This is a genomic window from Streptomyces coryli, from assembly GCF_011044975.1.
In the GTDB taxonomy this organism is placed as follows: domain Bacteria; phylum Actinomycetota; class Actinomycetes; order Streptomycetales; family Streptomycetaceae; genus Streptomyces; species Streptomyces coryli.
The window spans coordinates 1-25551 of sequence record NZ_JAAKZV010000109.1 but is presented as its reverse complement, the minus strand read 5'-3'; the positions used below and the strand labels follow the sequence as shown (position 1 = coordinate 25551).

Annotated in this window: 18 protein-coding genes and 1 pseudogene; 10 read left to right on the top strand and 9 right to left on the bottom strand. The window is 72.2% G+C overall.

The genetic code is table 11. The features are described from left to right. From G5C51_RS23035 to G5C51_RS23025, 3 genes are all read left to right on the top strand, one after another. On the top strand, positions 1–237 hold a 237-nt coding region (locus G5C51_RS23035), incomplete at its 5' end, for a response regulator transcription factor (protein WP_165240073.1). A 64-nt stretch (positions 238–301) separates the two neighbouring features. Next, complete coding sequence (malX, locus tag G5C51_RS23030; protein ID WP_165240072.1) at positions 302–1966, top strand: maltose/glucose-specific PTS transporter subunit IIBC; 1665 nt, start codon at positions 302–304, stop codon at positions 1964–1966. 12 nt (positions 1967–1978) lie between these two features. Continuing rightward, positions 1979–3172: a MalY/PatB family protein gene (locus tag G5C51_RS23025; RefSeq protein WP_165240071.1), complete on the top strand. Its 1194-nt coding sequence runs from the start codon at positions 1979–1981 to the stop codon at positions 3170–3172. Between the two features lie 200 nt (positions 3173–3372). On the opposite strand, the gene fusA is transcribed toward G5C51_RS23025, so the two are convergent. The 5 genes from fusA to G5C51_RS23000 all read right to left on the bottom strand — a co-directional run bounded on the left by fusA (position 3373) and on the right by G5C51_RS23000 (position 12060). Next, positions 3373–5400, bottom strand: a complete 2028-nt coding sequence (gene fusA / locus G5C51_RS23020) for an elongation factor G (RefSeq protein ID WP_165240070.1) — start codon at positions 5398–5400, stop codon at positions 3373–3375. Between the two features lie 293 nt (positions 5401–5693). Next, on the bottom strand, positions 5694–8717 hold the full coding sequence (locus G5C51_RS42580) for a hypothetical protein (protein ID WP_206314221.1): 3024 nt from the start codon (positions 8715–8717) through the stop codon (positions 5694–5696). 61 nt (positions 8718–8778) lie between these two features. Continuing rightward, on the bottom strand, positions 8779–10194 hold the full coding sequence (glnA, locus tag G5C51_RS23010; RefSeq protein ID WP_165240069.1) for a type I glutamate--ammonia ligase: 1416 nt from the start codon (positions 10192–10194) through the stop codon (positions 8779–8781). Between the two features lie 64 nt (positions 10195–10258). Further along, positions 10259–11134, bottom strand: a complete 876-nt coding sequence (locus tag G5C51_RS23005) for a serine hydrolase (protein WP_165240068.1) — start codon at positions 11132–11134, stop codon at positions 10259–10261. After that, positions 11131–12060, bottom strand: coding sequence for a LysR family transcriptional regulator (locus G5C51_RS23000; protein WP_338118269.1), 930 nt, complete (start codon positions 12058–12060; stop codon positions 11131–11133). Before G5C51_RS23000 ends, G5C51_RS23005 begins: the two co-directional genes overlap by 4 nt. Positions 12061–12176: 116 nt before the next feature. On the opposite strand from G5C51_RS23000, the gene G5C51_RS22995 reads away from it, so the two are divergent. Then, entirely contained in the window at positions 12177–13118 is a 942-nt protein-coding gene (locus G5C51_RS22995; RefSeq protein ID WP_165240066.1) for a CE1 family esterase, read from the top strand. Continuing rightward, positions 13115–14587, top strand: coding sequence for a peptidoglycan D,D-transpeptidase FtsI family protein (locus tag G5C51_RS22990; protein WP_338118268.1), 1473 nt, complete (start codon positions 13115–13117; stop codon positions 14585–14587). The genes G5C51_RS22995 and G5C51_RS22990 overlap by 4 nt, the downstream gene beginning before the upstream one ends. An 18-nt stretch (positions 14588–14605) precedes the next feature. Here G5C51_RS22990 and G5C51_RS22985 read toward each other — a convergent pair whose 3' ends face one another. Next, entirely contained in the window at positions 14606–14974 is a 369-nt protein-coding gene (locus G5C51_RS22985) for a DUF4267 domain-containing protein (protein WP_206314222.1), read from the bottom strand. Positions 14975–15067: 93 nt separating this feature from the next. Here G5C51_RS22985 and G5C51_RS22980 point away from each other — a divergent pair, with 93 nt between their 5' ends. Then, positions 15068–15652 (top strand): TetR/AcrR family transcriptional regulator, encoded by a 585-nt coding sequence (locus G5C51_RS22980; protein WP_165240064.1) that lies wholly within the window; start codon positions 15068–15070, stop codon positions 15650–15652. Positions 15653–15655: 3 nt separating this feature from the next. Here the strand turns inward: G5C51_RS22980 and G5C51_RS22975 are convergent. Then, positions 15656–17170: pseudogene (locus G5C51_RS22975) on the bottom strand (alkaline phosphatase D family protein); the annotation flags it as partial. Between the two features lie 150 nt (positions 17171–17320). On the opposite strand from G5C51_RS22975, the gene G5C51_RS22970 reads away from it, so the two are divergent. Then, positions 17321–19585 carry a PQQ-dependent sugar dehydrogenase gene (locus tag G5C51_RS22970; protein WP_206314219.1) on the top strand — a complete coding sequence of 755 codons (2265 nt, stop codon included), beginning with the start codon at positions 17321–17323 and terminating at the stop codon, positions 19583–19585. Positions 19586–19589: 4 nt separating this feature from the next. Here G5C51_RS22970 and G5C51_RS22965 read toward each other — a convergent pair whose 3' ends face one another. Beyond that, positions 19590–21116, bottom strand: a complete 1527-nt coding sequence (locus tag G5C51_RS22965; RefSeq protein ID WP_165240061.1) for a pectate lyase family protein — start codon at positions 21114–21116, stop codon at positions 19590–19592. Positions 21117–21284: 168 nt separating this feature from the next. Continuing rightward, on the bottom strand, positions 21285–22070 hold the full coding sequence (locus G5C51_RS22960; RefSeq protein ID WP_165240060.1) for an IclR family transcriptional regulator: 786 nt from the start codon (positions 22068–22070) through the stop codon (positions 21285–21287). A 137-nt stretch (positions 22071–22207) separates the two neighbouring features. Here G5C51_RS22960 and G5C51_RS22955 point away from each other — a divergent pair, with 137 nt between their 5' ends. The 3 genes from G5C51_RS22955 to G5C51_RS22945 are packed head-to-tail and all read left to right on the top strand — an operon-like array spanning position 22208 to position 25447. Further along, positions 22208–23281, top strand: coding sequence for an Ldh family oxidoreductase (locus G5C51_RS22955; RefSeq protein WP_165240059.1), 1074 nt, complete (start codon positions 22208–22210; stop codon positions 23279–23281). A gap of 46 nt (positions 23282–23327) precedes the next feature. After that, positions 23328–24674 carry an MFS transporter gene (locus tag G5C51_RS22950; protein ID WP_165240058.1) on the top strand — a complete coding sequence of 449 codons (1347 nt, stop codon included), beginning with the start codon at positions 23328–23330 and terminating at the stop codon, positions 24672–24674. Between the two features lie 8 nt (positions 24675–24682). Further along, on the top strand, positions 24683–25447 hold the full coding sequence (locus G5C51_RS22945; protein ID WP_165240057.1) for an SDR family oxidoreductase: 765 nt from the start codon (positions 24683–24685) through the stop codon (positions 25445–25447). The last annotated feature ends 104 nt before the right edge of the window (positions 25448–25551 follow it).

Genomic DNA, 25551 nt, shown 5'->3' with positions numbered 1-25551 from the left:
GGCCGGGACACCACCACCCCCCGCCCCCTCGCCGGCATCACCGCCCGCGAGCGCGAGGTGCTGACCCTCGTCGGCTCCGGCCTCACCAACGCCGAGGTCGCCGACCAGCTCTCCATCAGCATCGCCACCGCCAAGACCTACGTCACCCGCCTCCTCGCCAAGCTCGACGCCCGCGACCGCGTCCAGCTGGTGATCCTGGCGTACGAGGCGGGGCTGGTGTCCGTAAGAGAGCGGTGAGGGCGGGCACGCCAGACGGACCGCCTCCCTGTGGGTTAAATGTCCCATATGTAAAGTTCGCGGTATGGCTGCTGACACCGCATCAGGCCCCGGCGCGAAGGGGCTGCGGTCCGCGCTGTGGGAGTTCCTGCAAGGGCTCGGCAAGACGTTCATGCTGCCGGTGGCGCTGCTGGCGTTCTGCGGCATTCTGCTCGGCATCGGCAGTTCGCTGTCGTCCGGGGCGGTCACCGACTCCGTCGGATTCCTGAAGCACGAGCCGTTCCAGACCTTCTTTCTCGCGCTGGCGCAGATCGGGAAGGTCGCCTTCACCTTCCTCCCGGCGCTGTTCGCCATGGCCATCCCGCTGGGGCTGGCCCGGGAGGACAAGGGTGTCGCCGCCTTCTCCGGGTTCGTCGGCTACGCGTCCATGCTGCTCGGCGCGAACTTCGTCCTGCAGCGCCGCGGGGCGCTGGAGTCCACCGACACCAAGGAGGACTACGACGTCACCCCGGTGCTCGGCATCGAGTCGATCGACACCGGCATCCTCGGCGCGGTCATCGCCGGCATCGTCGTCTGGCGGCTGCACGAGCGGTTCCACCGGTCGAAGATGCCCGACGCGCTGGCGTTCTTCGGCGGCACCCGGTCGGTGCCGATCATCTCCGCCGTCGTGCTCAGCGCGGTCGGCCTCGCCGTACCGCTGCTGTGGCCGCCGCTCGCGGACGGCATCGCCTCCGTCGGCCGGGGCATCGCGTCCACGGGGCCGTTCGGCCCGTTCCTGTTCGGGATGGGGGAGGCGCTGCTGCGGCCGATCGGGCTGCACCACATCCTCGTCGCGCTGTTCCGCTTCACCGACGCGGGCGGCTCGGGGATGGTGTGCGGCGAAGAGGTGCGCGGGGCGCTCAACCTCTTCTACGCGCAACTGGACTGCGACCAGCCGTCGAAGGCCGCCGCCGACGCGACCGACTTCCTGTCGCAGGGCAAGATGGCCACCTATCTGGGCGGACTGCCGGGCGCGGCGCTGGCGATGTACCACTGCGCCCGGCCCGAGAACCGCGGCAAGATCAAGGCGCTGCTCATCTCCGGCGTGGTGGCCTGCGCCGTCGGCGGCATCACCGAGCCGCTGGAGTTCCTCTTCCTCTTCGTCGCGCCGTTCCTGTACGTCATCCACGCGGTGCTGATCGGCCTCGGCTTCCTGGCCGCCGCCCTGCTGGGCGTGCACATCGGCAACACCGACGGCAATCTGATCGACTTCTTCGTCTTCGGGATCCTGCAGGGCACCGCCACCCGGTGGTACGTCATCCCGGTGCTGGCCGCGATCTGGTTCGTCGTCTACTACGTCATCTTCCGGTTCTTCATCACCCGCTTCCATCTCAAGACGCCGGGGCGGGACCCGGGCCCGGCGGAGGATGCGGGGGAGGTGGTCACCGAACACGACCACACCCACCCCACCGGCGAGGTGCACGGCGCCGCCGGGCAGCCCGCGGGCACGGCGACCGCGGTCGGGCTGAAGGGCGCCCCGGCGATCCTGGCGGCGCTGGGCGGGGGCGCGAACATCACCTCGCTCGACAACTGCATCACCCGGCTGCGGCTGAGCGTTGAAGACATGAGCCTCGTCGACGACGACGTGCTCAAGGCCAACGGCGCCGTCGGGGTCATGAAGCTCGACGACCACAATCTGCAGGTCATCATCGGCCCGCAGGTGCAGTCGGTGAAGGACGAGATCGACGGCCTGATGGCCGACGGGAACTGAGCGGCGGCAGCCATGAAGCACGACTTCGACTTCGACCGCGTCATCGACCGGCGCGGCACGTGGTGCACCCAATGGGACTACGTCGAGGACCGGTTCGGGGCCGCCGACCTGCTGCCCTTCACCATCTCCGACATGGACTTCGGGACCGCGCCGGCCGTGCTGGAGGCGGTGCGGCGGCGCCTGGAGCACCCGGTACTGGGTTACAGCCGGTGGAAGAACGGCGACTTCGAGTCGGCCGTCGAGCACTGGTACGAGAGCCGGTTCGGCTGCCGTATCGACCCGGAAGAGGTGGTGTACGCGCCGTCGGTGATCTATCTGGTGGCCCGGCTGATCCGCCTCTGGTCCGCCCCGGGCGACGGCGTCGTCACGCACACCCCCTGCTACGACGCGTTCCCGAACGTGATCACCCAGGCCGGGCGCAAGCTCGTACCCGCCCCGCTGACCAAGGGCGCGGACGGCGGCTGGACCTGCGACTTCGACCGGTTGGGGCAGTTGCTGGCCGCGCCCGCGAACACGGTGCTGCTGCTGTGCTCGCCGCACAACCCGACCGGGACGGTGTGGCCCGCCGAGACGCTGGAGCGGATCGCGGAGCTGTGCGAGCGCTACGGGGTGCGGGTCATCAGCGACGAGATCCACATGGACCTGGCGCGGCCCGGCCATCCGCACCGGCCGTGGGCGGAGTTCGGGCGGGGCGACTGGGCGATCGCTACGTCGGCGTCGAAGTCGTTCAACATCCCGGCGCTGACGGGCGCGTACGGGATCATCCACGGCGATCGCAGCCGCGACGGCTACCTGATCCAGCTGAAGGCCGCGGACGGCCTCTCGTCCCCCGCCGTGCTGTCCCTGGTCGCGCACATCGCCGCCTACAACGAGGGCGCGCCGTGGCTCGACGCGCTGCGCGCGTATCTGCGCGGGAATCTCCGGATGGTCGAGGACAAGCTCAACGAGGCCTTCCCGCAACTGCGCTGGCAGCCACCGCAGGCCGGCTATCTGGCCTGGATCGACCTGCGCCCACTGGAGGTCGACGACGCCGCGCTGCAGCAGGAGCTCATCCGGCGGCAGCGAGTCGCGATCATGCCGGGGGAGACGTACGGGGAGGACGGGCAGGGCTTCGTACGACTGAACGTCGGCTGCCCACGCTCGAAGGCCGAGGCGGGCGTGGACGCGCTGGTCACGGCGCTGCGGAGGCTGCACAAGGGGGCCTGAGGGCCAAAGCCCCCAGACCCCCTGCAGCGATGCGGCTACCGCACCTGCGGCGGACTCACCACCGCCCCTGCGGCGAAGCCGCGCCCGCCCCTGCGGGGAAGCCGCGCCCGCCCCTGCGGCGGAGCCGCGACCGCACCTGCGGCGAAGCCGCGACCGTACCTGCGGCGGATGGACCCACGACCGCCCCCGCGGCGAAGCCGCTATCGCACCTGCGGCACCCCCGCAGGCACCCGCGCGTACCCGGCCGGCCGGGTCGTGAACGTGCCCCGGCCCTGCGTCCGGCTCCGCAGCCGCGACGCGTAGCCGAACAGCTCCGCCAGCGGCACCGTCGCCGTCAGCACCGCCGTATCGCCGCGCGCCTGCGACCCGGTGACCTGCGCCCGCCGCGCCGCGAGGTCACCGAGCACCGCGCCGAGCGCGTCCTCGGGCACCGTCGCCGTCAGTTCGGCCACCGGCTCCAGCACCGCCATGCCCGCCGCGCGCAGCGCCGCCCGCAGCCCGAGCCGGCCCGCCGTGCGGAAGGCGACCTCCGACGAGTCCTTCACATGCGTCGCCCCGTCGGTGAGCGTGACCCGCAGCCCCGTCACGGGATGCCCCGCGAGCGGCCCGTCGGCGAGCGCGTCCCGGCAGCCGGCCGCCACCGCACGTACGAACTCCGGCGGCACCCGCCCACCGGTCACCGTCGACCGGAACTCGAAGCCGTCGTCCGGCCCCAGCCCTTCCACATCGAGGACGACCTGCGCGAACTGGCCCGGCCCGCCGTCCTGTTTGACATGCCGGTACGGCACCCCGGACACCCCGCGCAGCACGGTCTCCCGGTAGCTGACCCGCGGCCGGCCGGCCACGGCGTCGAGCCGCTGCGCGCGGCGGATCTTCTCCAGTGCCACCTCCAGGTGCAGTTCGCCCATGCCGGACAGCAGCGTCTGGCCCGTCTCCGGGTCCGTCCGCACCGCCAGCGACGGGTCCTCCTCGGCCAGCCGCGCCAGCGCCGCCGCCAGCCGGTCGGCGTCCGCGTTCGTACGAGCCTCGACCGCGACCGACACCACAGGATCGGCGGTGACCGGCGCCTCGAGCAGCAGCGGGGCACCGGGCGCGGCCAGCGAAGCGCCCGGCCTGGCACCCTTCACCCCGGCCACGGCGACGATGTCACCGGCCACCGCCTGGTCCGTATCGGCGTGCCGGTCGGCCTGGACCCGTACGATCCGGCCGACCCGCTCCGTACGGCCCGCGCCCACGTCGAGCACCACATCTCCCTTCCGCAGCGTTCCGGCGTAGACCCGCAGGTACGTCAGCCGGCCGCGGGCCGTCGAGTTGACCTTGAAGACCAGGCCCGCGAACGGCGCCCGCGGGTCGGCCGGCCGGTCCTCGGCCACCGGCGGCACGTCCAGCGGCGACGGCAGATACGCCACCACGGCCGCCAGCAGCGGCTCGATGCCGCGGTTGCGGTACGCCGAGCCGCACAGCACGACCACGCCGTCACCGGCGAGCGTGATGTCGCGCAGCGCCGCCGCGAGGGTGTCCGCCGAGAGCCCGGAGCGAGCGAAGAACTCCTCCAGCGCGCCCGCGTGCAGCTCCGCCACCGCCTCCTCCAGCAGCCGGCGACGGCGCCTGGCCTCGTCGAACAGGTCATCCGGTACGGGCAGTTCCACCGGCCCACCGCCCGCGCCGTCCCACACAAGCGCGCGCATGCGGAGCAGATCGACGACACCGGTGAAACCCGCCTCCCGGCCGATCGGCAGCTGCACGGTGAGCGGCACGACGCCGAGGCGACGACGGATCGACGCCACCGCCGCGTCCAGGTCCGCGCCGGCCCGGTCGAGCTTGTTGACGAACGCGATCCGCGGCACCCCGTGCCGGTCCGCCTGCCGCCACACCGACTCGCTCTGCGGCTCGACGCCCGCGACGGCGTCGAAGACCGCCACCGCGCCGTCGAGGACGCGCAGCGAACGCTCCACCTCGTCGGCGAAGTCGACGTGCCCCGGTGTATCGATGAGATTGATCCGATGCCCGTCGAAGTCGCAGCTCACCGCGGCGGCGAAGATGGTGATGCCGCGATCCCGCTCCTGCGGGTCGAAGTCGGTGACGGTGGTGCCGTCGTGGACCTCGCCGCGCTTGTGGGTGGCGCCGGTCAGGTAGAGGACGCGCTCGGTGACGGTGGTCTTGCCCGCGTCGACGTGGGCGAGGATGCCGAGGTTTCGGATGTCGCGGATGTTGCGGATGTTGCGCACGGCTCATGGCCTTTCAAGCGTGAAATGGGCGCAGGGCAGCGCGATGGGCCGGATGTGGGCAGAGCTGGGTACGTGGGTACGTCAGTACGTCACATCGCGGACCGCGATGACGGGCGCGCAGCCGTCATCGGGCGGCGGAAGAGATCAGGACCACGTCGTACCGAGACGGCGACAGCGGGAACAGGGAAGCGGCGAAGAAGGTGCGGGTGCGCACGGCCGGTCTCCCCTCATCTCGTCGGTGGTTGCTGATCGACGGCGAGTGTAGGCGCAGGGGAGCGCTGCCCGCACCGCATTTATCCGCGACCTCCGCCCCGGTGCGCCCGCGCCCACAGCCCCTGCCAGCCCCCGCCCCCGGCCAGCCACTCGCCGGGCACGCGCAGCCCATCGGCGGCGATGTACTCCCACAACGCCCCGGTATCCGCCCCCAGTTCGGCCGCGTCCGGCAGCGCCCGCTGCCAGGGCCCCTTCTCATCGGCGAGATCCGACGCCGGAAAACCGGGCACGGTCACGGCGCGCGGCTCCGCGATCCGGAGGTCTCCGGGCCGCGCCGGCCGGCAGGTGGCGGCGAGGGCGAGCGCACAGAGCATGGCCTCGCTCGTCCGGCGACGGATGCCGTCCGCGACGGCCGGATCGCCCTCTTCCGCGAGCCGCCCGATGGCGGCGCGAAGCCGGAACGCGACGAGGTTCATCGCATACGCGGGCGCCAGCTCCTCACGACGGACGAGCTTGCGGAGCGCGCGGGGGAGCGGGTCGGGGGCGGTGAGGAGCGCGAGTTGGGGGAAGCGGTCGTGGAGGACGGGATCGAGGCCGTCCAGAGCGCTGCTCAGCGGCCGGGCGGCGGAGGCCCGCCAGAGGCCGAGGAGATCGACGGCCCCCTCGGCGAGGGCGGCGCGACAGGCGTCGGTCAGGTCACCGGTGCGGCGGAGGCGGGTGAGCGCGGCGGTGATGTCCGGAGTCGCGCCGGCCCTGTCCGGGGCGGCCCGGGTCGGGCGGGTGCCGTCCGCTGGCGACGGGGCCGAATCCGCCGCCCGTGCGGGCCAATCGCCCGCAGCGCGGTGGCGAGTGCGACCGCCCGCGAGCCGCGCGTCGCGGCCGCCCGCAGCGGCGTCGGCGACGGCGGCCACCGCTGCCGCGACCTGCCCCGTCACCTGCTCCTGCCACGCCTGCCGCGAGAGCGGCACGAGCTCCGGCGCCACCGTCTCCAGCACCCGCGGCGCCGGGCGGCGGCCGGCCGGACGGGGCGGCAGCGCCTCGTCCGGGGTGGCAGCCACCTCCTCCGGCGGCGCAGGGGCCGGGATCGTCTTGACCCACGCGGTGAACCGCTCCGCGAGCTCCGGATCAGGCGCCTCGTTGAACCGGCCTTGCAGCTCCTCCACCACCCACCCCCGCGCCGCCGGCCGGGCGGCCACGATCTCGGCGTTCGCCAGGATGCGGCCGTTGTCCGCGTACAGCGCGGCGAGGATGCTCCGCCCCTTGGTCGCCTCGTCCGGGTACGGCCAGCCCGCGATGCAGTTGCCCATGTACGACGCCCACTCGGCGAGCGTGCGGGCGTTGTACGCGACCCTGAAGTGGGCCCGGCTGCCCGGGACGAGGGTCCGGTCGACCGCCGCGAGCGGCGCCGGGACGCGGAACTCCGTGCTCAGCACCTGATTCACATCCACCCCGGCGCGCAGCGCGGCCACCAGGTCCTGCCAGGACTTCATGCCCTTGCCCGGCGTGCCGCCAAGTGCCGCCAGTTGCGCCGCGACCGAGGCGGCATGGGCGATGGAGTCCAGCCGCGGGGCGAGTGGCTCCGGCTCCTCGGGCGGCGGCGGGTTGTGGCGCAGCGGCAGGATGCCGGTGCTCCAGCCGCCGGCCGCGGCATCGTGCCCGTAGACCTGGGCCAGCGCGTCGTACAGATCCGCCAGCCACAGCAGGTCGCCCTTCACCTCGACTTCGGCGGCGTCCGCCTCCGGGCGGTCGCGCAGCCGTCGCATGAGCGGCTCCTCCTGCGCGAGCCGCTCCCGCACGGTGACCGGTACGCCGTCCCACTCCTGCGGCGGCCGCGCAGCGGTGTAGCCCGCTCGCTGCCGCCAGCCGGTCACCGGGCCCTTGGCCCAGTCGCGCAGCGGCTTCACCGGCACCTCGGCCGGGCCGTCGAGTGCGGCCTCGACGTCTTCGAGGACCGCGAGGCCGTAGTCACGGGCGTGCGCCAGCTTCGGCTTCACGGCGCCGGCGAGGTGGGCGTCGTCCGCGCGCTCCTTGCGCAGCCACCGGAGGATCTCGCGTACGTGATTGCCGGGACGGGCAGGCATTCCGGTCAGGCCCGCGACCTGGCGGGCGGAGCTGTTCGCCTCCATGTCGGTCATGTAGGAGGCGGCAGCCTCGAGCAGCGCCTCCGACCTGGCCAGTCCGTCTCGCATCCCGTGATCGGCGACGGCGACGGCGGTGCGCAGCAGAGCAGTGGCGGCCAGGGCGTCCGCGAAGAGGCGGTTCACCAGGAACACCCAGTAGTGGGCGGGCGGCGTCCAGCGCGCAGCGGCGGCGAGAGAGGGCCGGTGGACGCCGAGGTCGTTCCGCAGTTGCACCTCGATGTGCCCGTCCTCCCAGCGCGCCCGTCGCTCCCGCAGGTCGGGCAGCCGGTCCTGCCTGCCCTGGGACGCCAGCAGCCGCTTGTTCCGGGCCAGTTCGGCCTCGTGCGCCAGCACCCGCTCCCACAGATCGACCACCAGCCCGACCCGCTGCCGCGCCGGTACGGGCTCCAGCACCGCCCGCAGATCCGCGGCCAGCGCTGACGCCAGGCCGCCCCGTACCGGATCGAACCCCTCCGGCGCCCGCAGCGCCAGCACCTGCTCCAGCTGCTCGGGCCCCAGCACGTCACTCGCGGCCGCCGCCAGCCGCAGCGCCGCCCACCGCCCCTCGGCCACGGCCGGCGCGGCCGCCGCGCCGACCCGCTTGGTCGCCGCGGGGCCGAAGAGCGCGACGAGCACCGCGCCGCGCGGGCCCAGCCGCTCGTCCCCATCGGCCCCGAGCGCGCGCAGCGCGCCCAGTACCGCGTCCCGCTGATCGCCGCGCCCGCCCGCCAGCCGCGCGGAGCGGAACCCGTCCCCGAGGTCCACCCCGGCCGCCGCCGCGACCACGCCCCCGGCGGCGACCAGCCGGTCCAGCTCGGCCGCGGCCCGCCGGGCCCGTCCGTCGTCGGCACCGTCGGGACCCAGCGCGACCGCGGCCCCCGCGGGTGCGTCCCCCTGCTGGGTGATCCGGACAGCACCGGACTGCCGCGACAGCCAGGCCCCCTGCCCCGACGTCACCAACCCACCCGCAAGCCGCAATCTCATTCCGGCCATGGTGACGGAAGGGGCAGGTCATGCCAACGGAGTTTTGTCAGCGCAGCCTTCGTCAGACGTCGAAGTACAGCTCGAACTCATGCGGATGCGGCCGCAGCTGCAGCGGGGCGATCTCGTTCATGCGCTTGAAGTCGATCCACGTCTCGATCAGGTCGGCCGTGAAGACCCCGCCCTGGAGCAGGAATTCATGGTCGGCCTCCAGCGCGTCCAGCACCGCCGGCAGCGACGTCGGCACCTGCGGGACGCTCGCGTGCTCCTCCGGGGCGAGCTCGTAGAGGTCCTTGTCGACGGGCTCCGCCGGCTCGGTCTTGTTGCGGATCCCGTCCAGGCCCGCGAGCAGCATCGCCGAGAAGGCGAGATACGGATTGCAGCTCGGGTCGGGAGCCCGGAACTCCAGGCGCTTGGCGCGCGGGCTCGGGCCGGTGATCGGGATGCGGATGGCGGCGGAGCGGTTGCGCTGCGAGTAGACGAGGTTGACCGGGGCCTCGAAGCCGGGGACCAGGCGGTGGTAGGAGTTCACCGTCGGGTTGGTGAAGGCGAGCAGCGCGGGCGCGTGCCGGAGCAGGCCGCCGATGTAGTGCCGGGCCAGGTCGGAGAGGCCCGCGTAGCCCTGCTGGTCGTAGAAGAGGGGCTCGCCGGCGCGCCACAGGGACTGGTGGGTGTGCATGCCGGAGCCGTTGTCGCCGAAGATCGGCTTGGGCATGAAGGTGGCGGTCTTGCCGTTCCGCCAGGCGGTGTTCTTGACGATGTACTTGTAGAGCATCAGGTCGTCGGCGGCGTGCAGCAGCGTGTTGAACTTGTAGTTGATCTCGGCCTGGCCCGCCGTGCCCACCTCGTGGTGCTGCTTCTCGACCATGATCCCGGACTCGATCAGGGCGAGGGTCATCTCGGCGCGCAGATCGGCGAAGTGATCGACCGGCGGCGCCGGGAAATAACCGCCCTTGTAGCGGACCTTGTAGCCGCGGTTGCCGCCGTCCTCGAAGGCGCCCGTATTCCAGGCGCCCGCCTCCGAATCGACCTCGTAGACGGACCTGTTGGCGGTGGTCTCGAAGCGCGCGCTGTCGAAGACGTAGAACTCCGCCTCCGGGCCGAAATACGCCGCGTCCGCGATGCCCGTCGAGGCCAGGTACGTCTCCGCCTTCTTCGCCACATTCCGCGGGTCGCGGCTGTACTGCTCGCCGGTGATCGGGTCGTGGATGAAGAAGTTGATATTGAGCGTGGTCTCCTTGCGGAACGGGTCCAGCCGGGCCGTCGACAGGTCGGCGCGCAATGCCATGTCGGACTCGTGAATGGCCTGGAATCCCCGGATCGACGAGCCGTCGAACATCAACTCGCCCTCGGGATCGAAGATCTCCACCGGCACGGTGAAGTGCTGCATGATTCCCGGAAGATCGATGAACCGGACGTCGACGAACTTCACGTCCTGATCCCGGATGAACCCCTTGACCTCATCGGCGTTCTGGAACATGTGACCCCCTGCCGGGAACGAGCACCGTCGCCTGAGCCGAGTGAAGCCCCGTAGCCCGGAGGGGTCAACCCCGGGCCCGTAGCGCATCGACCGCGATCCGGGCGGCGGTGCCGATGGCCGCGTCCGCCTGCGGGAGCGTGGCGGCCGGATTGGCGGCCCGGGTGAAGACCGCGACCGCGTACCGGCCGCCGTCCGGGTATTCGACGACGCCGGCCTCGCTGCGTACCGTCGGCAGGCTGCCGGTCTTGCCGGCGACGTGCACATCGTCGAACGGGAAGCCGGAGGCCAGCCGGTGCGGCCAGACCTGGAGCCCGAGCAGCCGCCGGATCGCGGCGCCGTGCGGTGGCGGGCAGGCTTCGTCGCGCCAGATCGCGCGCAGCAGGCCGGTCAGGTCGCGCGGTGTGCTGCGGTTGGAGTGCGCCGGGTCCAGGGCCCGCAGCCGGGTCAGGACGTGCGGGTCGGTGAGCGCCCGGGCGCCCAGCGGGCCCGCGTCCTCCTTGACCGTGGCGAAGAGGCCGCCGAAGGTGTGGCTCATCCGGGTGGCGGCGAGGCCGAGCCGGTCCGTGGTGGCGTTGACGGCGTCGATGCCGACGCGGTCGAGCAGCAGGTCGGCGGCGGCGTTGTCGCTGACGCTCATCATGAGGTGGGCCAGGTCGCGGACCGAGATCCGGACCGGGTCCAGCATGGCGGCCAGTCCGGTGGGGCCCGCGGTACGGCCGTCCGCCGGGCACTCCACCTGTTCGGTGAGGTCCAACTGCCCGGCGGCGGCGCGTTCGTGCAGCGCCACCAGCAGGCAGAGCTTGTGCACGCTCGCGGTGACGACCGGCCGGTTGCCGCCCGCGTCGATCTCCGCGCCGGAGTCGATGTCGAGCGCGTGCAGCCTGCCGGTGACCCCGGCGTCCGTGAAGGCCGCCTGAATACGGCCGACGGCGCCCGTCACGGCCAGTACTCCGCGTCCGGGCGCAGATGCATCGGGGGCGGCGGCGCCTCGGCCGCGGCCGGCGCGGCGGACCGCAGCGCCCGCGCCGCCGCGTCCGCGAAGGCCGCGACGGCGGCGTCGCCGCGGCCCTCGGGCCAGGCGACGGTGTGCCGCAAGGTCAGCGGGGCCCCGGCCAGCGGCCGCCAGACGACGTCCGTCGCGTCGTCCGCGGGCCGGGTGTCCTTCGGGCTGAAGGCGACAGCGCCGGCGGAGAGGATCAGGCCGCGGATGAAGCTGGCCCCCTGGCCGTGCCGGAGGGCGCTGGGCGTATAGCCGCCGCGGGCGCAGGTGGTGAGCACCTCGTCGTGCAGGGCCGGGGCGTCGGCGCGCGGGAAGAGGACGAGGCCGTGGCCGGCCAGCGCGGCCAGCGGCACCTCGTCGAGCTCGGCCGCCGGGGCGTCCCGGGCCAGCAGCACGCCCATCTCGCGGTGCAGCACGGGGCCGAGGCCGAGGCCGGTCACGTCGCACGGGTGATGGATCAGGCCCACGTCCAGCTCGCGCGCGGCGAACGCGTCGAGCTGCCGGGCAGTGGACAGCTCGCGCAGCTCGAGCTCCACCCCGGGGCAGTGCCGCTCGAAGTCGGCCAGGATCGCCGCCACCGACTCCCCGGCGATGTCCGGCGGCAGCGCGGCCCGCAGCAGCCCGCTCTCGCCGTCGCGGATCCGGCGTGCGGTCGCCCGCAGCGCCTCGGAGCGGGCCAGCAGATCGCGGGCGTCATCCAGGAGCAGCACGCCGGCCTTGGTGATGGTGACCTGACGGCTGGTCCGCTCGAAGAGGCGCACGCCGAGCTCGGCCTCCAGACGTTTGATGCGCTGCGACAGGGGCGGCTGGGCCATGCCCAGCCGGGCGGCGGCCCGGCCGAAATGTGACTCTTCTGCAACAGCCACAAAGCAGTCCAGGTGCCGTATCAGGTCCACAGCCAGCAATGATACCCATTGCGAATCGATTCGCGATTGATATGCGACTTGGACATCTCGGGCTGTTGTGCTGTTCTCTCGGCGCTATGCCCTTGAATGTCCGAATCACCTCGTGTTCCGCGCTGGTCGTCGGCCTGCTGCTGGTCAGCGGCTGCGGCCAGGATTCCGGGAAACCGCCGAGCCACCCGTCCGCCTCCTCGTCTCCCTCGGCTTCGTCCGCCGGGAACCTGCGGGTGGACGGCGTCAGCCGTACGTATCTGCTCCACGAGCCGGCCGCGGACGCCGACGAGGCGCCGCGACCGCTGGTCATCGCCTTCCACGGGCGCGGCTCCAGCGCCCAGGAGATGCGGAAGATGACCGGCCTCGACCAGGCCGCCGACCGCCGCGGCACGCTGGTCGCCTACCCGGAGGGCCTGCGCCACGGATGGGGCGCCGGCAGCAAGGCGACGCGGCAGCGCCCCGACCCCGGCGCCGACGTCGCCTTCACCGAGGCGCTGGTGAAGAAGCTGGTACGCAGCAGGCAGGCCGACCCGCGGAAGGTGTACGTCGCAGGGTTCTCCAACGGCGGGTCGATGGCCCTGCGGGTGGCGGCGCAGCGACCCGGCCTGGTGGCGGGCGCCGCCGCGGTGGCCGGGCAGCTCCCCGCCGGCTCCGCCGAGGTCAAGCCGACCGGTCCGGTGCCCGTGCTGCTCATCCACGGCGCCGATGACCCTGCCCGCCCGATGGCCGGCCTGCCCCGCCCCGGCCCGGCGCCCGCCGGCCAGGAGCCGATCACCCCCAGCCTGTCGACCCGGGCCAGCGCGGAGGCCTTCGTGGCGGCGGGCACGGGCAAGGCGGTCGAGAAGGCGGAGCCGGGGTACGAGCGGACCGTCTGGGGCAAGGGCCAGGTCGAGCTCATCGTCGTACGCGGGGCGGGCCATGTCTGGCCAGGCGGCGACTACGCGCCGCCGGAACGCTTCGGCAAGCCCAGCGACGCCCTGGACGCCACCGACACCGCGCTCGACTTCTTCGCCGGCGGTGCGTCGTGAACCGGCCGCTGCGGCGCATCGCCGTCTTCTGCGGCCTGCTGATCATGGCGCTGCTGCTACGCGTCACCTGGGTGCAGTTCGCCCAGGGCGAGTCCCTGGCGAGCGACCCGGACAACCGCCGGGTGAAGATCGACGCCTTCTCCCAGCCGCGCGGCGACATCATCGTCGGCGGCGAGGCGATAACCGGCTCCGAGGCCACGCGCGGCTCGGACTTCAGATACAAACGCACATACCGGGACGGCCCGATGTATGCCCCGGTCACCGGCTTCTTCTCCCAGACCCAGGGCGCGACCTTCCTGGAGGGCGTCCACGACGACTTCCTCGGCGGCGCCGACGACAGGCTCATGGGCAACCCCCTCGACCTGCTGACCCGCGAGCGGCAGCGCGGCGGCGACGTCGTCACCACCATCGACCCGGACGCGCAGAAGGCCGCGTACAAGGGCCTCACGGACCTGAAGGCGAAGGGCGCGGTCGTCGCCCTCGACCCGCGCAGCGGCCGGATCCTCGCGATGGCGAGCACCCCCTCGTACGACCCCTCGGCCTTCGCCGGCTCCTCCACCGCGGAGGCGGAGAAGTTCACCGCGCTGGACAAGGACAAGGGCAAGCCGCTGCACAACCGGGCGCTCCGGGAGACGTATCCGCCCGGCTCGACCTTCAAGATCCTCACGGCGGCCGCGGCGCTCGAACACGGCGTGGTCGGCGACATCAATGCCCCGTCGAAGGCACCGGCCCCGTACCGGCTGCCGCTCAGCTCGGACGAGGTCGGCAACGTGGTCCCCAACTCGCTGTGCGACGGGGTGTCCATGAAGACGGGCCTGCAGTGGTCCTGCAACAACGTCTTCCTCGACGCGGCGCTGAAGACCGGCAAGGACCGGATGCGCGAGACGGCGGCGAAGTTCGGCTTCAACGAGGAGCAGTTCATTCCCGTACGCAGCGCGGAGAGCAGCTATCCGAAGGACCTGGACAAGCCGCAGACCGCGCTGACCGGCATGGGCCAGGGCAGCGTGGCCACCACCCCGCTGCAGATGGCGATGGTCACCGGGGCCCTGGCCAACGACGGCAAGCTGATGAAGCCGCACCTGGTGGACGAGCTGCGCGGCGCCGACCTGTCGACGGTGGAGAAGACCGAGCCGGAGGTCGCGAGCCAGGCCGTCTCCGCGGACACGGCGAAGAAGGTGCAGGAGATGATGGAGTACACCGTGACCGACGGCACCGGCGACAAGGTCACCATCGAAGGGGTCACGGTCGGCGGCAAGCCCGGCACCGCCCAGCACGGCGCCGATGTGCGCAACGAGCGCCCGTACGCCTGGTTCGTCTCGTACGCCAAGCAGCAGGACGGCTCCTCCCCGGTGGCCGTCGCCGTCTTCGTCGACCCGCGGGACATGGACATCTCCCGCGCCGACATCGCCGGCGGCCGGCTGGGCGCCCCGATCGCCAAGTCGGTCATGGAGGCGGTGCTGGACCGCTAGCCGGGCGGCGGTCATGACCTACGCCGCGAAGAGCAGGGCGGCCGATATCAGGATCACGACCGACGTGGCCAAGTGCACGCCGAAAGCCGTGGCCTTGGGGCCGCCGTGGCGGAGGACGATCACCATGTCGCCGAGCGGGGCCAGGGCGACGACGAGCATGTACCAGGCCCCGGCGTAGGTGCCGACGGCGAGCAGCAGGGCCAGGCCCACGAGGCCGAAGGTGGCGTCGCGTACTCCCTTGACGGTGAGGTACGCGGCGTCGCCGTCCGGCTTCGCGGGGACGCCGTAGCCCGCGGCCCAGGTCTTCGGCCGGACCAGAAAGCCGAGGCCGATGTAGAGGACGAAGAGGTTGAGCACGGCGGCGAGCGTGTAAGCGATGGCGGTCATCATGGGGTCCATCTCCCTTGCTAGCGTTGCTAGTTGATATAGCGAAGCTAGCATAGCTTCGACAGGGAAGCTAGCGGTGCTAGCATTCCGGTCATGTCGATACAGACGCGCCGCGAGCGCGAACGAGCGGAACGCGAGCGGCTGATCGTGACGGCCGCGCAGGAACTGGCCGAGGCCGAGGGCTGGTCCGCCGTCACCACCCGGCGGCTGGCCGCCGAGATCGAGTACAGCCAGCCGGTGCTCTACAGCCACTTCAAGGGCAAGGGCGCCATCATGGCGGCCGTCGCCGTGCAGGGGTGCGCCGACCTCGCCGCCGAGCTGCGCCCGGCCCGTACCGGCGCCGAGCCCGACGGCCGCCGCGCGGCGCTGGCCGCGGTGGCCTCGACGTATACGGACTTCGCGCGCCGCCGCCCGGCGACCTACGACGCGATCTTCACCAACGCCGTCGACCTGCCCTTCGCCACCCCGGAAGCCCCCGCCCCACTGCGCGACGCCTTCGGCGAAATCCTCGCCGCCGTCGAGCCGGTCGCGGCCGCCGACGACCCCGCCCTGCTCACCGAGACCTTCTGGGCCGCCCTCCACGGCCTGGTCACCCTCACCCGCGGCGGCCGCCTCCCCGCCGAGGCCCACGACCACCGACTGGCCATGCTGGTCGAGCGCTTCGCGCCCGGCGACTAGCGGCTAGGGGAGCGGCCGCAGCCCCGGCTGTCCGGCCTCGATGGTGAAGGAGGCCGCGGTGGTGACCGGGGCGCCCGGGGCGGTGACATACGGGAGGGTGTGGAAGTCGGCGCGGGCCCGCTGGTCGTCCAGGTCGAGAATGACGTAGCCGCGGCGGCCGTTGTAGAAGCGCAGGTGCGGATTGGCCGCCTGCATCGCGTCCCACAGCGGGAGCCGGTCGGCGCCGTCGCGGTCGCTGGAGACCGAGGTGACGATGAGCTCCGCGGCCATCACCGGCGAGGCGGCGTCGTCGAAGTCGCGCTTGATGTCCAGGGCGCAGTGGACGTGGACGTCGCCACCGAGGACGACGAGATTGTCCAGGGCGGCCTCCTGGGCGCCGGCCAGCAGCCGCTCGCGGGAGGCCGGATAGCCGTCCCAGGCATCCATGTTGACCAGGTACGCGGCGTCGCCGCGGTCGCGGCGCCGCGCGAAGACGACGGGCTGGGCGAGGACGTTCCACAGCGCGTCCGACGCATGCCAGCCGTCCAGCAGCCAGCGCTCCTGCGCCTCGCCGGTCATGGTGCGCGCGGGGTCCGCCGACTCCGGGCCCGGCCGCTTCCAGCCGTCGCCGTACGCCTGGTCGGAGCGGTACTGGCGGGCGTCCAGGAGGTCGAGCTGGGCCAGCGTGCCGAAGTGCAGCCGCCGGTAGAGATCCATATCAGGGCCGACCGGACGGTGCCGCTCGCGCAGCGGCATGTTCTCCCAGAAGGCCCGGTAGGCGGCGGCGCGGCGGGCCAGGAACTGCTCGGGCGGGCTGCCGGTCTGGTCGTACGGGCCGGCGTAGTTGTTCTCGACCTCGTGGTCGTCCCAGGTGACGATGAACGGGTGCGCGGCGTGCGCGGCCCGCAGATCGGGATCGGACTTGTAGAGCGCGTAGCGCAGCCGGTAGTCGTCCAGCGTCATCGCCTCGCGGTTGAAGACGGACGGCAGCACGCGGTCGGTGTAATTGCGGTCGCCCGCCTTGGAGTTGACCGCGTACTCGTACAGGTAGTCGCCGAGGTGGACCACGGCGTCCAGGTCCGCGTCCGCCAGATGCCGGAAGGCGGTGAAATAGCCGTGGTAGTACGCCTGGCAGGAGGCGAGGCCGAAACGCAGCCTTGCCGGGCGGGAGTCACGCGGCGGCGCGGTGCGGGTACGGCCCGGCGGGCTGGTCCACGTATCCGCGCGGAAGCGGTACCAGTACGGGCGTCCGGCCTCCAGACCGGCCACCTCCACGTGCACCGTGTGGTTGTCCTCGGGACTGGCCGTCACCTCGCCCTGCGCGACGAGGGTCTGGAAGCCGTCGTCTTCGGCGAGCTCCCACCCGACGGCGAAGGCCTCCGCCGGCAGTCCACCCCCGCTCCGGTACGGCTCCGGCGCCAGCCGGGTCCACAGCACCACGCTGTCGGGCAGCGGATCGCCGGAGGCGACGCCAAGGGTGAACGGGTCCGTGCCGATGGCCTGCATGGGAGCAGTGCAGGAGCTAAGTCGGCCGGGCGCTAGGTGCGTTCACGCCATCTTCGACATTGCCCCGACCGGATCTATCCGCGGCCGCAGCCGCGGTCCAGACTCGCCCGCACCAGCCCCCGGCGCATGTCGTGGGCTCGAAGGGGGAGTCCAGTGGGTGTTTTATCGAGCGCAGCCAGACGCATGCCCCGATCCGCGCCGCTGTTCGTGGCGCTGACGACCGTGGGGATCACGATGGCCGGGCCCGCCCCGGCGCACGCGGAGACGACCTTCTCCGCGAAGGTGGACTTCGGCGCCGCGAGCACCGTGCCGGTGACCGGTTACCACCTCGACTACGGGCAGGCGTTCGGCGCCCGCACCGGCCCCCACCAGGGCAGCGGACTCAGCTACGGCTGGGTGGGGATGGACTCCGCGACCCCGCTGAACCTGACCGGCAACGGCCGCGACCGCGGCTCCGCGGAACCCGACCGGCTGCTGGCCACGCTCATGCACATGCAGCTGCCCGCGAGCTCCGCGGGCGTCAAGACGCCCGGCCGCTGGGAGATGGCGGTCCCCAACGGCACGTACTCCGTGAAGGTCTCGGTAGGCGACCGCACCGCGACGGACAGCGTGCACGCCCTGCAGATCGAGAACCAGAACGCCATCGACGGCTTCCGGCCGACGGACGCGACCCGTTACCAGACCAGGACCGTCACCCCCACGGTCACGGACGGGCGCCTCACGGTCAGCCCGAAGACCGGCACCAACACCAAGATCACCCACCTGGAGATCGCGCCGCTGGCCGACGCGGCCTCCCACCCGGAGATACGGGCCGTCACCCCGTCCAACACGGCAACCGGCGTCGCGACGACCGGCAGCATCGTGGCGGACCTCCGCCTCATCGACTCCGGCGTCGACGCGGCCAGCCTGTCCGCGACCACGGTCACCCTCAAGGAATCCGTGAGCGGAGCCGCGGTCGCCGCCCGCGTGCTCACCAGCGGCGGCGGCGACGTCATCAACGTATCGCCGACGGCAGGCCTGAAGCCGAACACCCGCTACCAGCTCGCCGTCACCAGCGGCGTCAAGGATCTCAACGGCCGCACCTTCACCCCGTGGCGGTCGGTCTTCACCACCGGAGCGGGCACCGGATCCGGCACCATCGCCTTCGACAAGGCGGCCAGCGGCGCCTCCGGCAAGAGCTTCACCTCGGTGGTCAAGGGCCCGGACGGCAAGCTGTACGCGGCCACCCTCGACGGCTACATCATGCGCTGGGCGATCGCCGCCGACGGCACCCTGACCAGCCCGGAGACCATCTCCACCGTACGCAGCGACGCCACCGCACGCGGCCTCCCCGGCGCCCCGAACCGCACGATCATCGGCATGGCCTTCGACCCCGCCGCCACCGCGGCCAACCCGATCCTGTGGATCAGCTCCAACACCATGTACGCGGGCGGCACTCCGAACGAACCGGACTGGTCGAGCATGGTCGCGAAGCTGAGCGGCCCCGCGCTGGGCACGTACACCGAGGTGCTGAGCGGCCTGCCCAGATCGGTCAAGGACCACGAGACGAACTCGCTGGCCTTCGGCCCCGACGGCGCGCTCTACATCAGCCAGGGCGCCAACAACGCGATGGGCGCCCCCGACGCGGTCTGGGGAAACCGCCCCGAGCACCTCCTCAACGCCGCGATCCTGCGCCTGGACCGCGCCAAGCTCCCCGCCACGCTGCCCCTCAACGTCCGCACCGAGAGCCCGGGCACGTACGACCCGTACGCCGCGAACGCGCCGGTGACCCTCTACGCCACCGGCGTGCGGAACGCGTACGACCTCGTCTGGCACAGCAACGGGCACCTGTACGCGCCCACCAACGGCTCGGCCGCCGGCGGCAATTCCCCGGCCACCCCCACGCCGCTGCCCGCCTCCTGCGGCAACCGCCGTATCGACGCGGCGACGAACGGCGCCTACACCGGACCCGCCGTGCCGTCCCTCACCTCGAATCCCACCGCGGAGACGGACTACGTCTTCGACGTGAAGAAGAACCGCTACTACGGCCACCCGGCCCCGGTCCGCTGCGAGTGGGTGCTGGCGGGAGGCAACCCCACGTCTTCGGTCGACCCGTTCGAAGCGGCCGCCTACCCCGTCGGCACCCAGCCCGACCGCAATCTCGACCTGGCGGGCATGTACGACGCGGGCCTGCACGCCTCCGCGGACGGCGCCGTCGAATACCGGGGCGGCGCCTTCGGCGGCGCGCTGCGCGGCAAGCTCCTCGTCGTGCGCTACAGCAGCGGCCAGGACATCGAGGTCTTCACCGCCGACGCCGGGGGCAGTCTCTCGCCCCCGACGACCGGCATCACCGGATTCACCGGCTTCCAGCAGCCGCTGGACATCACCGAGGACTCCGCCAACGGCAACCTCTACGTCACGGAGCTGGGCGCCTCCAGAATCACCCTGCTCCGCCCGCGCGTTACGTGACCGCCTACTGCGCGTACGTCTCGAACTCCGCCACCTGAGGTGTGGCGCTCGCGCCGGTGATCTCGAACGTGACCTTGCTCAGCGAGGTCGCGGGGAAGGAGATGACGCCCGCTCCGGTGCCGGAGGTCAGCACCGCGCCCGTGGTGCCGTTACGGACCCGCCAGGACGTGATCCGGCCCGCGCCGGCCGCCGTCTCCCTGATGTTGATCCGGGAGATGGCGGTGGCCGTGCCCCACTTGACCGAGATCGAGCCGGTGGTGCCGGCCGGCGACCAGTAGGTGGTCATGCTGCCGTCGCGGACGTTGCCGTAGCTGGTGCCGTCCGCCTTGCTGGAGCCGTCGGTTCCTGCGCCGATGCTCAGGTTGGTGCCGGAAGGCTGCGTGGGCGTCGGCGTGGGGGTCGGGGTCGGCGGCTGCGCCTCGCAGTTGCCGTCCGACACCTTCATGCCCTTGTTGGCGCCCGCCGTCTCGCCCACGACGTCCGGCACGCAGTTCGCGCCGTCCAGCGGATAGGCGTAAGGGATCGAGACCGTGGTGTTGGACACCGGATTCGGGCCCGCCGGGTTGGTGTCGGTGCCGCGGGGTGACCAGGTCACGTTGTCGAAGATGTTCCCGCCGACCTGCCAGTAGCCGGCCGCGTCGGTGTAGAAGGTGCCGAGGACGTCCTTCGAGTTCTTGAAGTAGTTGTTGTCGACCTTGGCCTTGGCGCCGGCCCGGGAGTTGATGCCCGACTCGTTGAGGCTCACGTAGTAGTTGTTGTACATGTGCGCCGTGCCGCCGCGCAGCAGCGGCGTGCGGGAGTCGATGTTCTCGTACAGGTTGTGGTGGAACGTGACGTAGCCGTTGGAGACATCCGATTCGCTGGAGCCGATGAGGCCACCGCGGCCGGAGTTGCGCAGCGTGCTGTACGAGAGGGTGACGTACTGGGTGTTGTCCTTCATGTCGAAGAGGCCGTCGTAGCCCTCCGACTCGCCGCCCGAGGCGAGGAGGTTCACATGGTCCACCCAGATGTTGCGGACGCCGCTCTCCATGCCGATGGCGTCGCCGCCGTTCGAGGTGGGTGAGCCGGACTTCTTGACGTTACGGACCGTCACGTTCTGGATGATGATGTTGCGGGATTCGCGGATGTGGATGCCGAGTTGGTCGAAGACCGCGCCGCCGCCGACTCCCACGAGCGTGACGTTGCTGATCTGCTTGAGCTCGATGACGCCGTCGGCCGTGCTGCAGCTGTCCCCGGATACCTTGCTGGTGTTGCCGTGGTTGACGGTGCCCTCGACCTCGATGGTGATCGGGGTGCTCGCACTGGCACGGTTGCACAGGGCCGCGTGGATCTGCGTCCCGGTGGTGGCCCGTACGGTCGTCCCGCCCGCGCCTCCGGTGGTCCCGCCGTTCTGGGTGGCGAAGCCGGTGGCGGTGCCGGTGACGGCGGCCGACGCGTCGGACGTCGACAGCGTCACCGCGACCGCGCTCGCGAGGGCGAGCGCGCCGATGCCGGCGGTGAGGCGGAGCGTGACGGGTCTGCGTAATCTCATGGTGGTGTGCCCTTCGGTACGGGTCCGGTGAGGGCATGCCGCTGCTACCGGTGGGGTGGCCGGCAGGAGATGGGGGAAAGCGCTTTCTGCGCCGGAGAATAGAGTGCCGCGAGTTCGGGTGACAAGGTTTTGCGCACGGCTTGTGGCGCAACGGCCCGCAGCCGGGGTTCAGTCGGCCGGGCCCGCCAGATCGCAGCGGTGCGCGGGGGCGCCGAGCGTGAGCGAGATCCGCCGGGCCGCCTCGGTGACGGCCCGGCCGTGGCCGGCCATCGCCCCTGCCTCCACGGTGTGCCGCAGCGCCGCCGCGCTGACGCCGCCGAGCACCTGCCCGAGATGGTCGAAGACGGGGGCGCCGACGGCGACGACACCGTCCTCGTTCTCCTCGTTGTCCTCGGCATAGCCCCGCAGCCGGATCGCGTCGAGCTCGGCGAGCAGCCGCCGGGGGGCGGTGTGGGTACGGGCCGTGCGCGCCGGCATGCCCGTACGCGCGAGCAGGGCGCGGGTCTCCTCGGGCGGAAGGGCGGCGAGGATGGACTTGCCGACGGACGTGGAGTGCAGCAGCAGGCTCATCCCGACCCGGGACGCCAGGTGATACGGCCGGTCGCCCTCGAGCTTGGCGGCGTAGACGGCCTCGTCCCCGGAGAGCAGGGCGAAGTGCACGGTCCAGTTCGTCCGCTTCTGCAGTTCCTCCAGCGCGGGCCGCACCTGATCGGCCAGGTGCGCGGCGCGCTGGTGGCGGCTGATCAGGGTGAGGATGCGCGGGCCGCCGGAATAGCTCCCGTGGCTGGTCTGCTGGGCGAAGCCGCGTTCCACCAGGGTGCGCAGAATGCGGTGCACGGTGGGCTTCGGCAGCCCCGTCGCGTCGGACAGCGCGGCGATGCTGTGGTGCTCGGCCAGCGCCTCCAGGACATCGAGTGTCTTGTCCGCGGCCGTCCGTCGGGCTTCGCCGGTCATGCCGCGAGTCTACGGCCGGGGCGGCGGCCTCTTCGAAAGACCCCGTGCGGCCCGGGTTCACAACCCCGGGGAGCCGTGGCAGCATCTTCGAGGTAAATACGGAACGATATTCCGCCCGACGGAATACGGAGCCCGGTGTGACGGAGAACGGACAGCGGAGCGACGGCCGGGAACGGCTCGTCGGCGCCGCGGAACTGACGGACCTCGCCGCGGCGTTGCTGCGCGCGGCCCACGTGCCGCCGGAGCCGGCGCGGGACATCGCCCGGTCACTGGTCGAGGCCGACCTGGTGGGACACGGTTCGCACGGCGTACGACGGCTGCCCGCCTATCTCTCCGCGGTCCGGGACGGGGTGGTCGACCCCACCAGGACCGGCGAGGTCCGCTCACGGCACGGCGCCACGGCCGTGGTGGCGGGCCAGCGCGCCTTCGGGCAGCTGGCGGCCCGCCGCGCGGCAGCTGAAGTGGCCGCGCTGTGCGAGGAGTTCGCGGCCGGCGTGGTCACCATCGAGGACTGCAATCATGTGGGCAGGCTCGGCGAGTACACCGCGGAGCTGGCCGACCGAGGCCTCGTCGCCGTCGCGATGTCCAACGCCGACCCCACGGTCGCCCCGTACGGCGGCCGGGAGCGCAGGCTCGGCACCAACCCGATGTCCTGGGCGCTGCCGCGCGCCGCGGGCCGGCCCCCGCTGCTCATGGACTGGGCCACCGCCGCGGTCGCCGAAGGCAAGCTCGGCGTCGCCAGGGCCGAGGGCCGCAGCGTGCCGCCGGGCCTGGTGGTGGACGCCGCGGGCGCGGCGACCACTGACCCGGAGGACTTCTACCGCGGCGGCGCCCTGCTCCCGTTCGGCGGCCACAAGGGCTATGGGCTGAGTGTCGTCATCGAGGTCATCGGCGGCCTGCTGACCCGTACCGGCATCTCCAGCCTGCCCGGCTACGACGGCCGCTTCGGCACGGTGCTCATCGGCGTCCGCATCGACGCCTTCGTGTCGCTGGCGACGTTCCGCGAAGAGACCGAGAAGTTCTGTGCCGAGCTGGCCCGCACCCCGCTCGCCGAGGGCCACGAGGAGATCCTCGTGCCCGGCGAGCCGGAGGAGCGCACCCGCACCCACCGCCTCGCCCACGGCATCCCCCTTCCGCGGCAGACGTGGCAGGAGCTGCTGGCGCTGCGCGACGAGGCGCCTTCGGAGACGGGAGCGAGCGGGCCCGGCTGACCGGCACGTACGCCAGGGGACACCGACGTCCCTCGAGGAGGCGGCGATGGTTCAGCAGGAAACCGACCCCACAACCACCACCCGCACGGCGCCGAACGACCGCGAACTGCGACGCGTGGTCGCGTCGTCGATCGTCGGCACGGCGCTGGAGTGGTACGACTTCTTCATCTACGGCACCGCGGTCGTGCTCGTCTTCAACGACCACTTCTTCGTCCAGGACGACCCCGCCATGGGCACCCTCATCGGCTTCGCCACCTTCGGCGTCGGCTTCGTCTTCCGCCCGCTGGGCGGCTTCGTCTTCGGCTCGATCGGCGACCGGATCGGCAGGCGGGCCACGCTGGTCCTGACCACGCTGATCATGGGCCTGTCCACGGGGGTGATCGGCCTGCTCCCGTCGTACGAATCGATCGGGCTCGCCGCGCCGCTATTGCTGACGCTGATGCGGATCTGCCAAGGGCTGGGCGCGGGCGCCGAGTTCGGCGGCGCCTCGACGCTGCTCGCGGAGCACGCGCCGCCCGCCCGGCGCGGCTTCTTCACCTCGTTCGCGCAGCTGGGCGTGCAGATCGGCCTGGTGCTGAGCACGGCCTCGTTCCTGATCATCGAGCTGTCGCTGTCCGACAACGCGACCGACACGTGGGGCTGGCGGCTGCCGTTCCTGTTCAGCTTCGTGCTCATCGCCGTGGCCCTGTATCTGCGGCTGCGGGTGGCGGAGTCCCCGGTCTTCCGGCAGCTGCAGCAGCGCCGGAGCGTGGTGAAGCTGCCGGCCCGCGAAACACTGCGCCGCTACCCGCGCAACTTCCTGGTCGGCATCGGCGCGCACATCTGCGACACCGCCGTGGTGTACATCTACGCGACCTTCTCGGTGTCGTACATGACCGACGAACTGGGCCTGGAGCGCTGGACGGCGCTGACCGGCGTCATCCTCTTCGGCCTCGTCGTCATCGCGCTGCAGCCCGTCTACGGAGCGCTCTCCGACCGCATCGGACGCCGGCCGCTGAACCTCTTCAGCGTGATCTTCACCGGGCTGTTCGCCTTCCCGCTCTTCCTGCTGATGGAGACGGAGCAGCCGGTGGTCATCTACGGCGCGCTGATACTCGCTACCGGGCTCGGCCTGGCGCCGATGATCGCCGTCCAACCCGCCTTCTACGCCGAGCTGTTCGGCGCCCGGGTGCGCTATACGGGCTTCGCCGCGTCCCGCGAGGTCGGCGCCGCGGTGGCCGGATTCTCCCCGATGATCGCGACGGCCCTGCTGGCCAAGGGGGACGGATCGCCGTGGCTGGTCGCCGGGTTCATGATGCTCACGGCGGTGATCTCGCTGATCGCCTTCCTCTACTCGCGCGAGTCCCGGGACGTGGACATCGCGGACGAGACCTTGCCGGAAGAGAGGAGGTGACGGCGGCGGTGGAGATACGAGGAGCGGTCGCCGTGATCACCGGCGGCGGCACGGGCATCGGCAGGGCCACCGCGCTGGCCCTCGCCGAAGCCGGTGCGGCGGGCGTCGTCGCGGCGTACTCCCGGTCGGCGGCCGACGCCGAGTCGCTGCTCCCGGAGCTGAAGACGCTCGGCGCGCGGGGCCTGGCCGAGCCCGCCGACGTCACCGACGACGCCGCGGTGCGGGCGCTGGCGGCCACCGCCCGGCGGGAGTTCGGCCGCGTGGACATCCTGGTCAACAACGCGGGCATCACCCGCGCGGTGGCCGACCACGACCTCGAAGGGCTCAGCGACGCGGACTTCCACGACGTGCTCGACGTCAACGTGATCGGCGCCTTCCGCTGCGCCCGCGCCTTCGCCCCCGCACTGCGCTCGTCGGGCGGCGCGATCGTCAACATCGCGTCCATCTCCGGCTACCGGGCGGGCGGCTCCTCGATCGCGTACGGCGTGAGCAAGGCCGCCCTGCTCCAGCTGACCCGCAATCTGGCGAGCGCCCTGGCGCCGCAGGTGCGGGTGAACGCCGTCGCGCCCGGGACGGTCGCGACCCGCTGGCAGACCGGCCTGCACGGCGAGGAGGGCTTCGCCGAACGCGCGCGGGAGGAACGGGAGTCGGTGCCGCTACGGGCCACGGCGCGTGCGGAAGACGTGGCGCAGGCGGTGCTCGGGCTGCTGCGGATGGACCTGGTGACGGGGGAGTCGGTGATCGTCGATGGCGGCAAGCACATCCGGTACTGAGGCGGCGGGATCGCCCCGGCTGCCGAGGCTCGGGCCTGCGACTGTCGGGATCCTGCCCGCCTACGCCCGCCCCCGCGTGCCGCTCGGCGGGGGCGGGGGGAGGG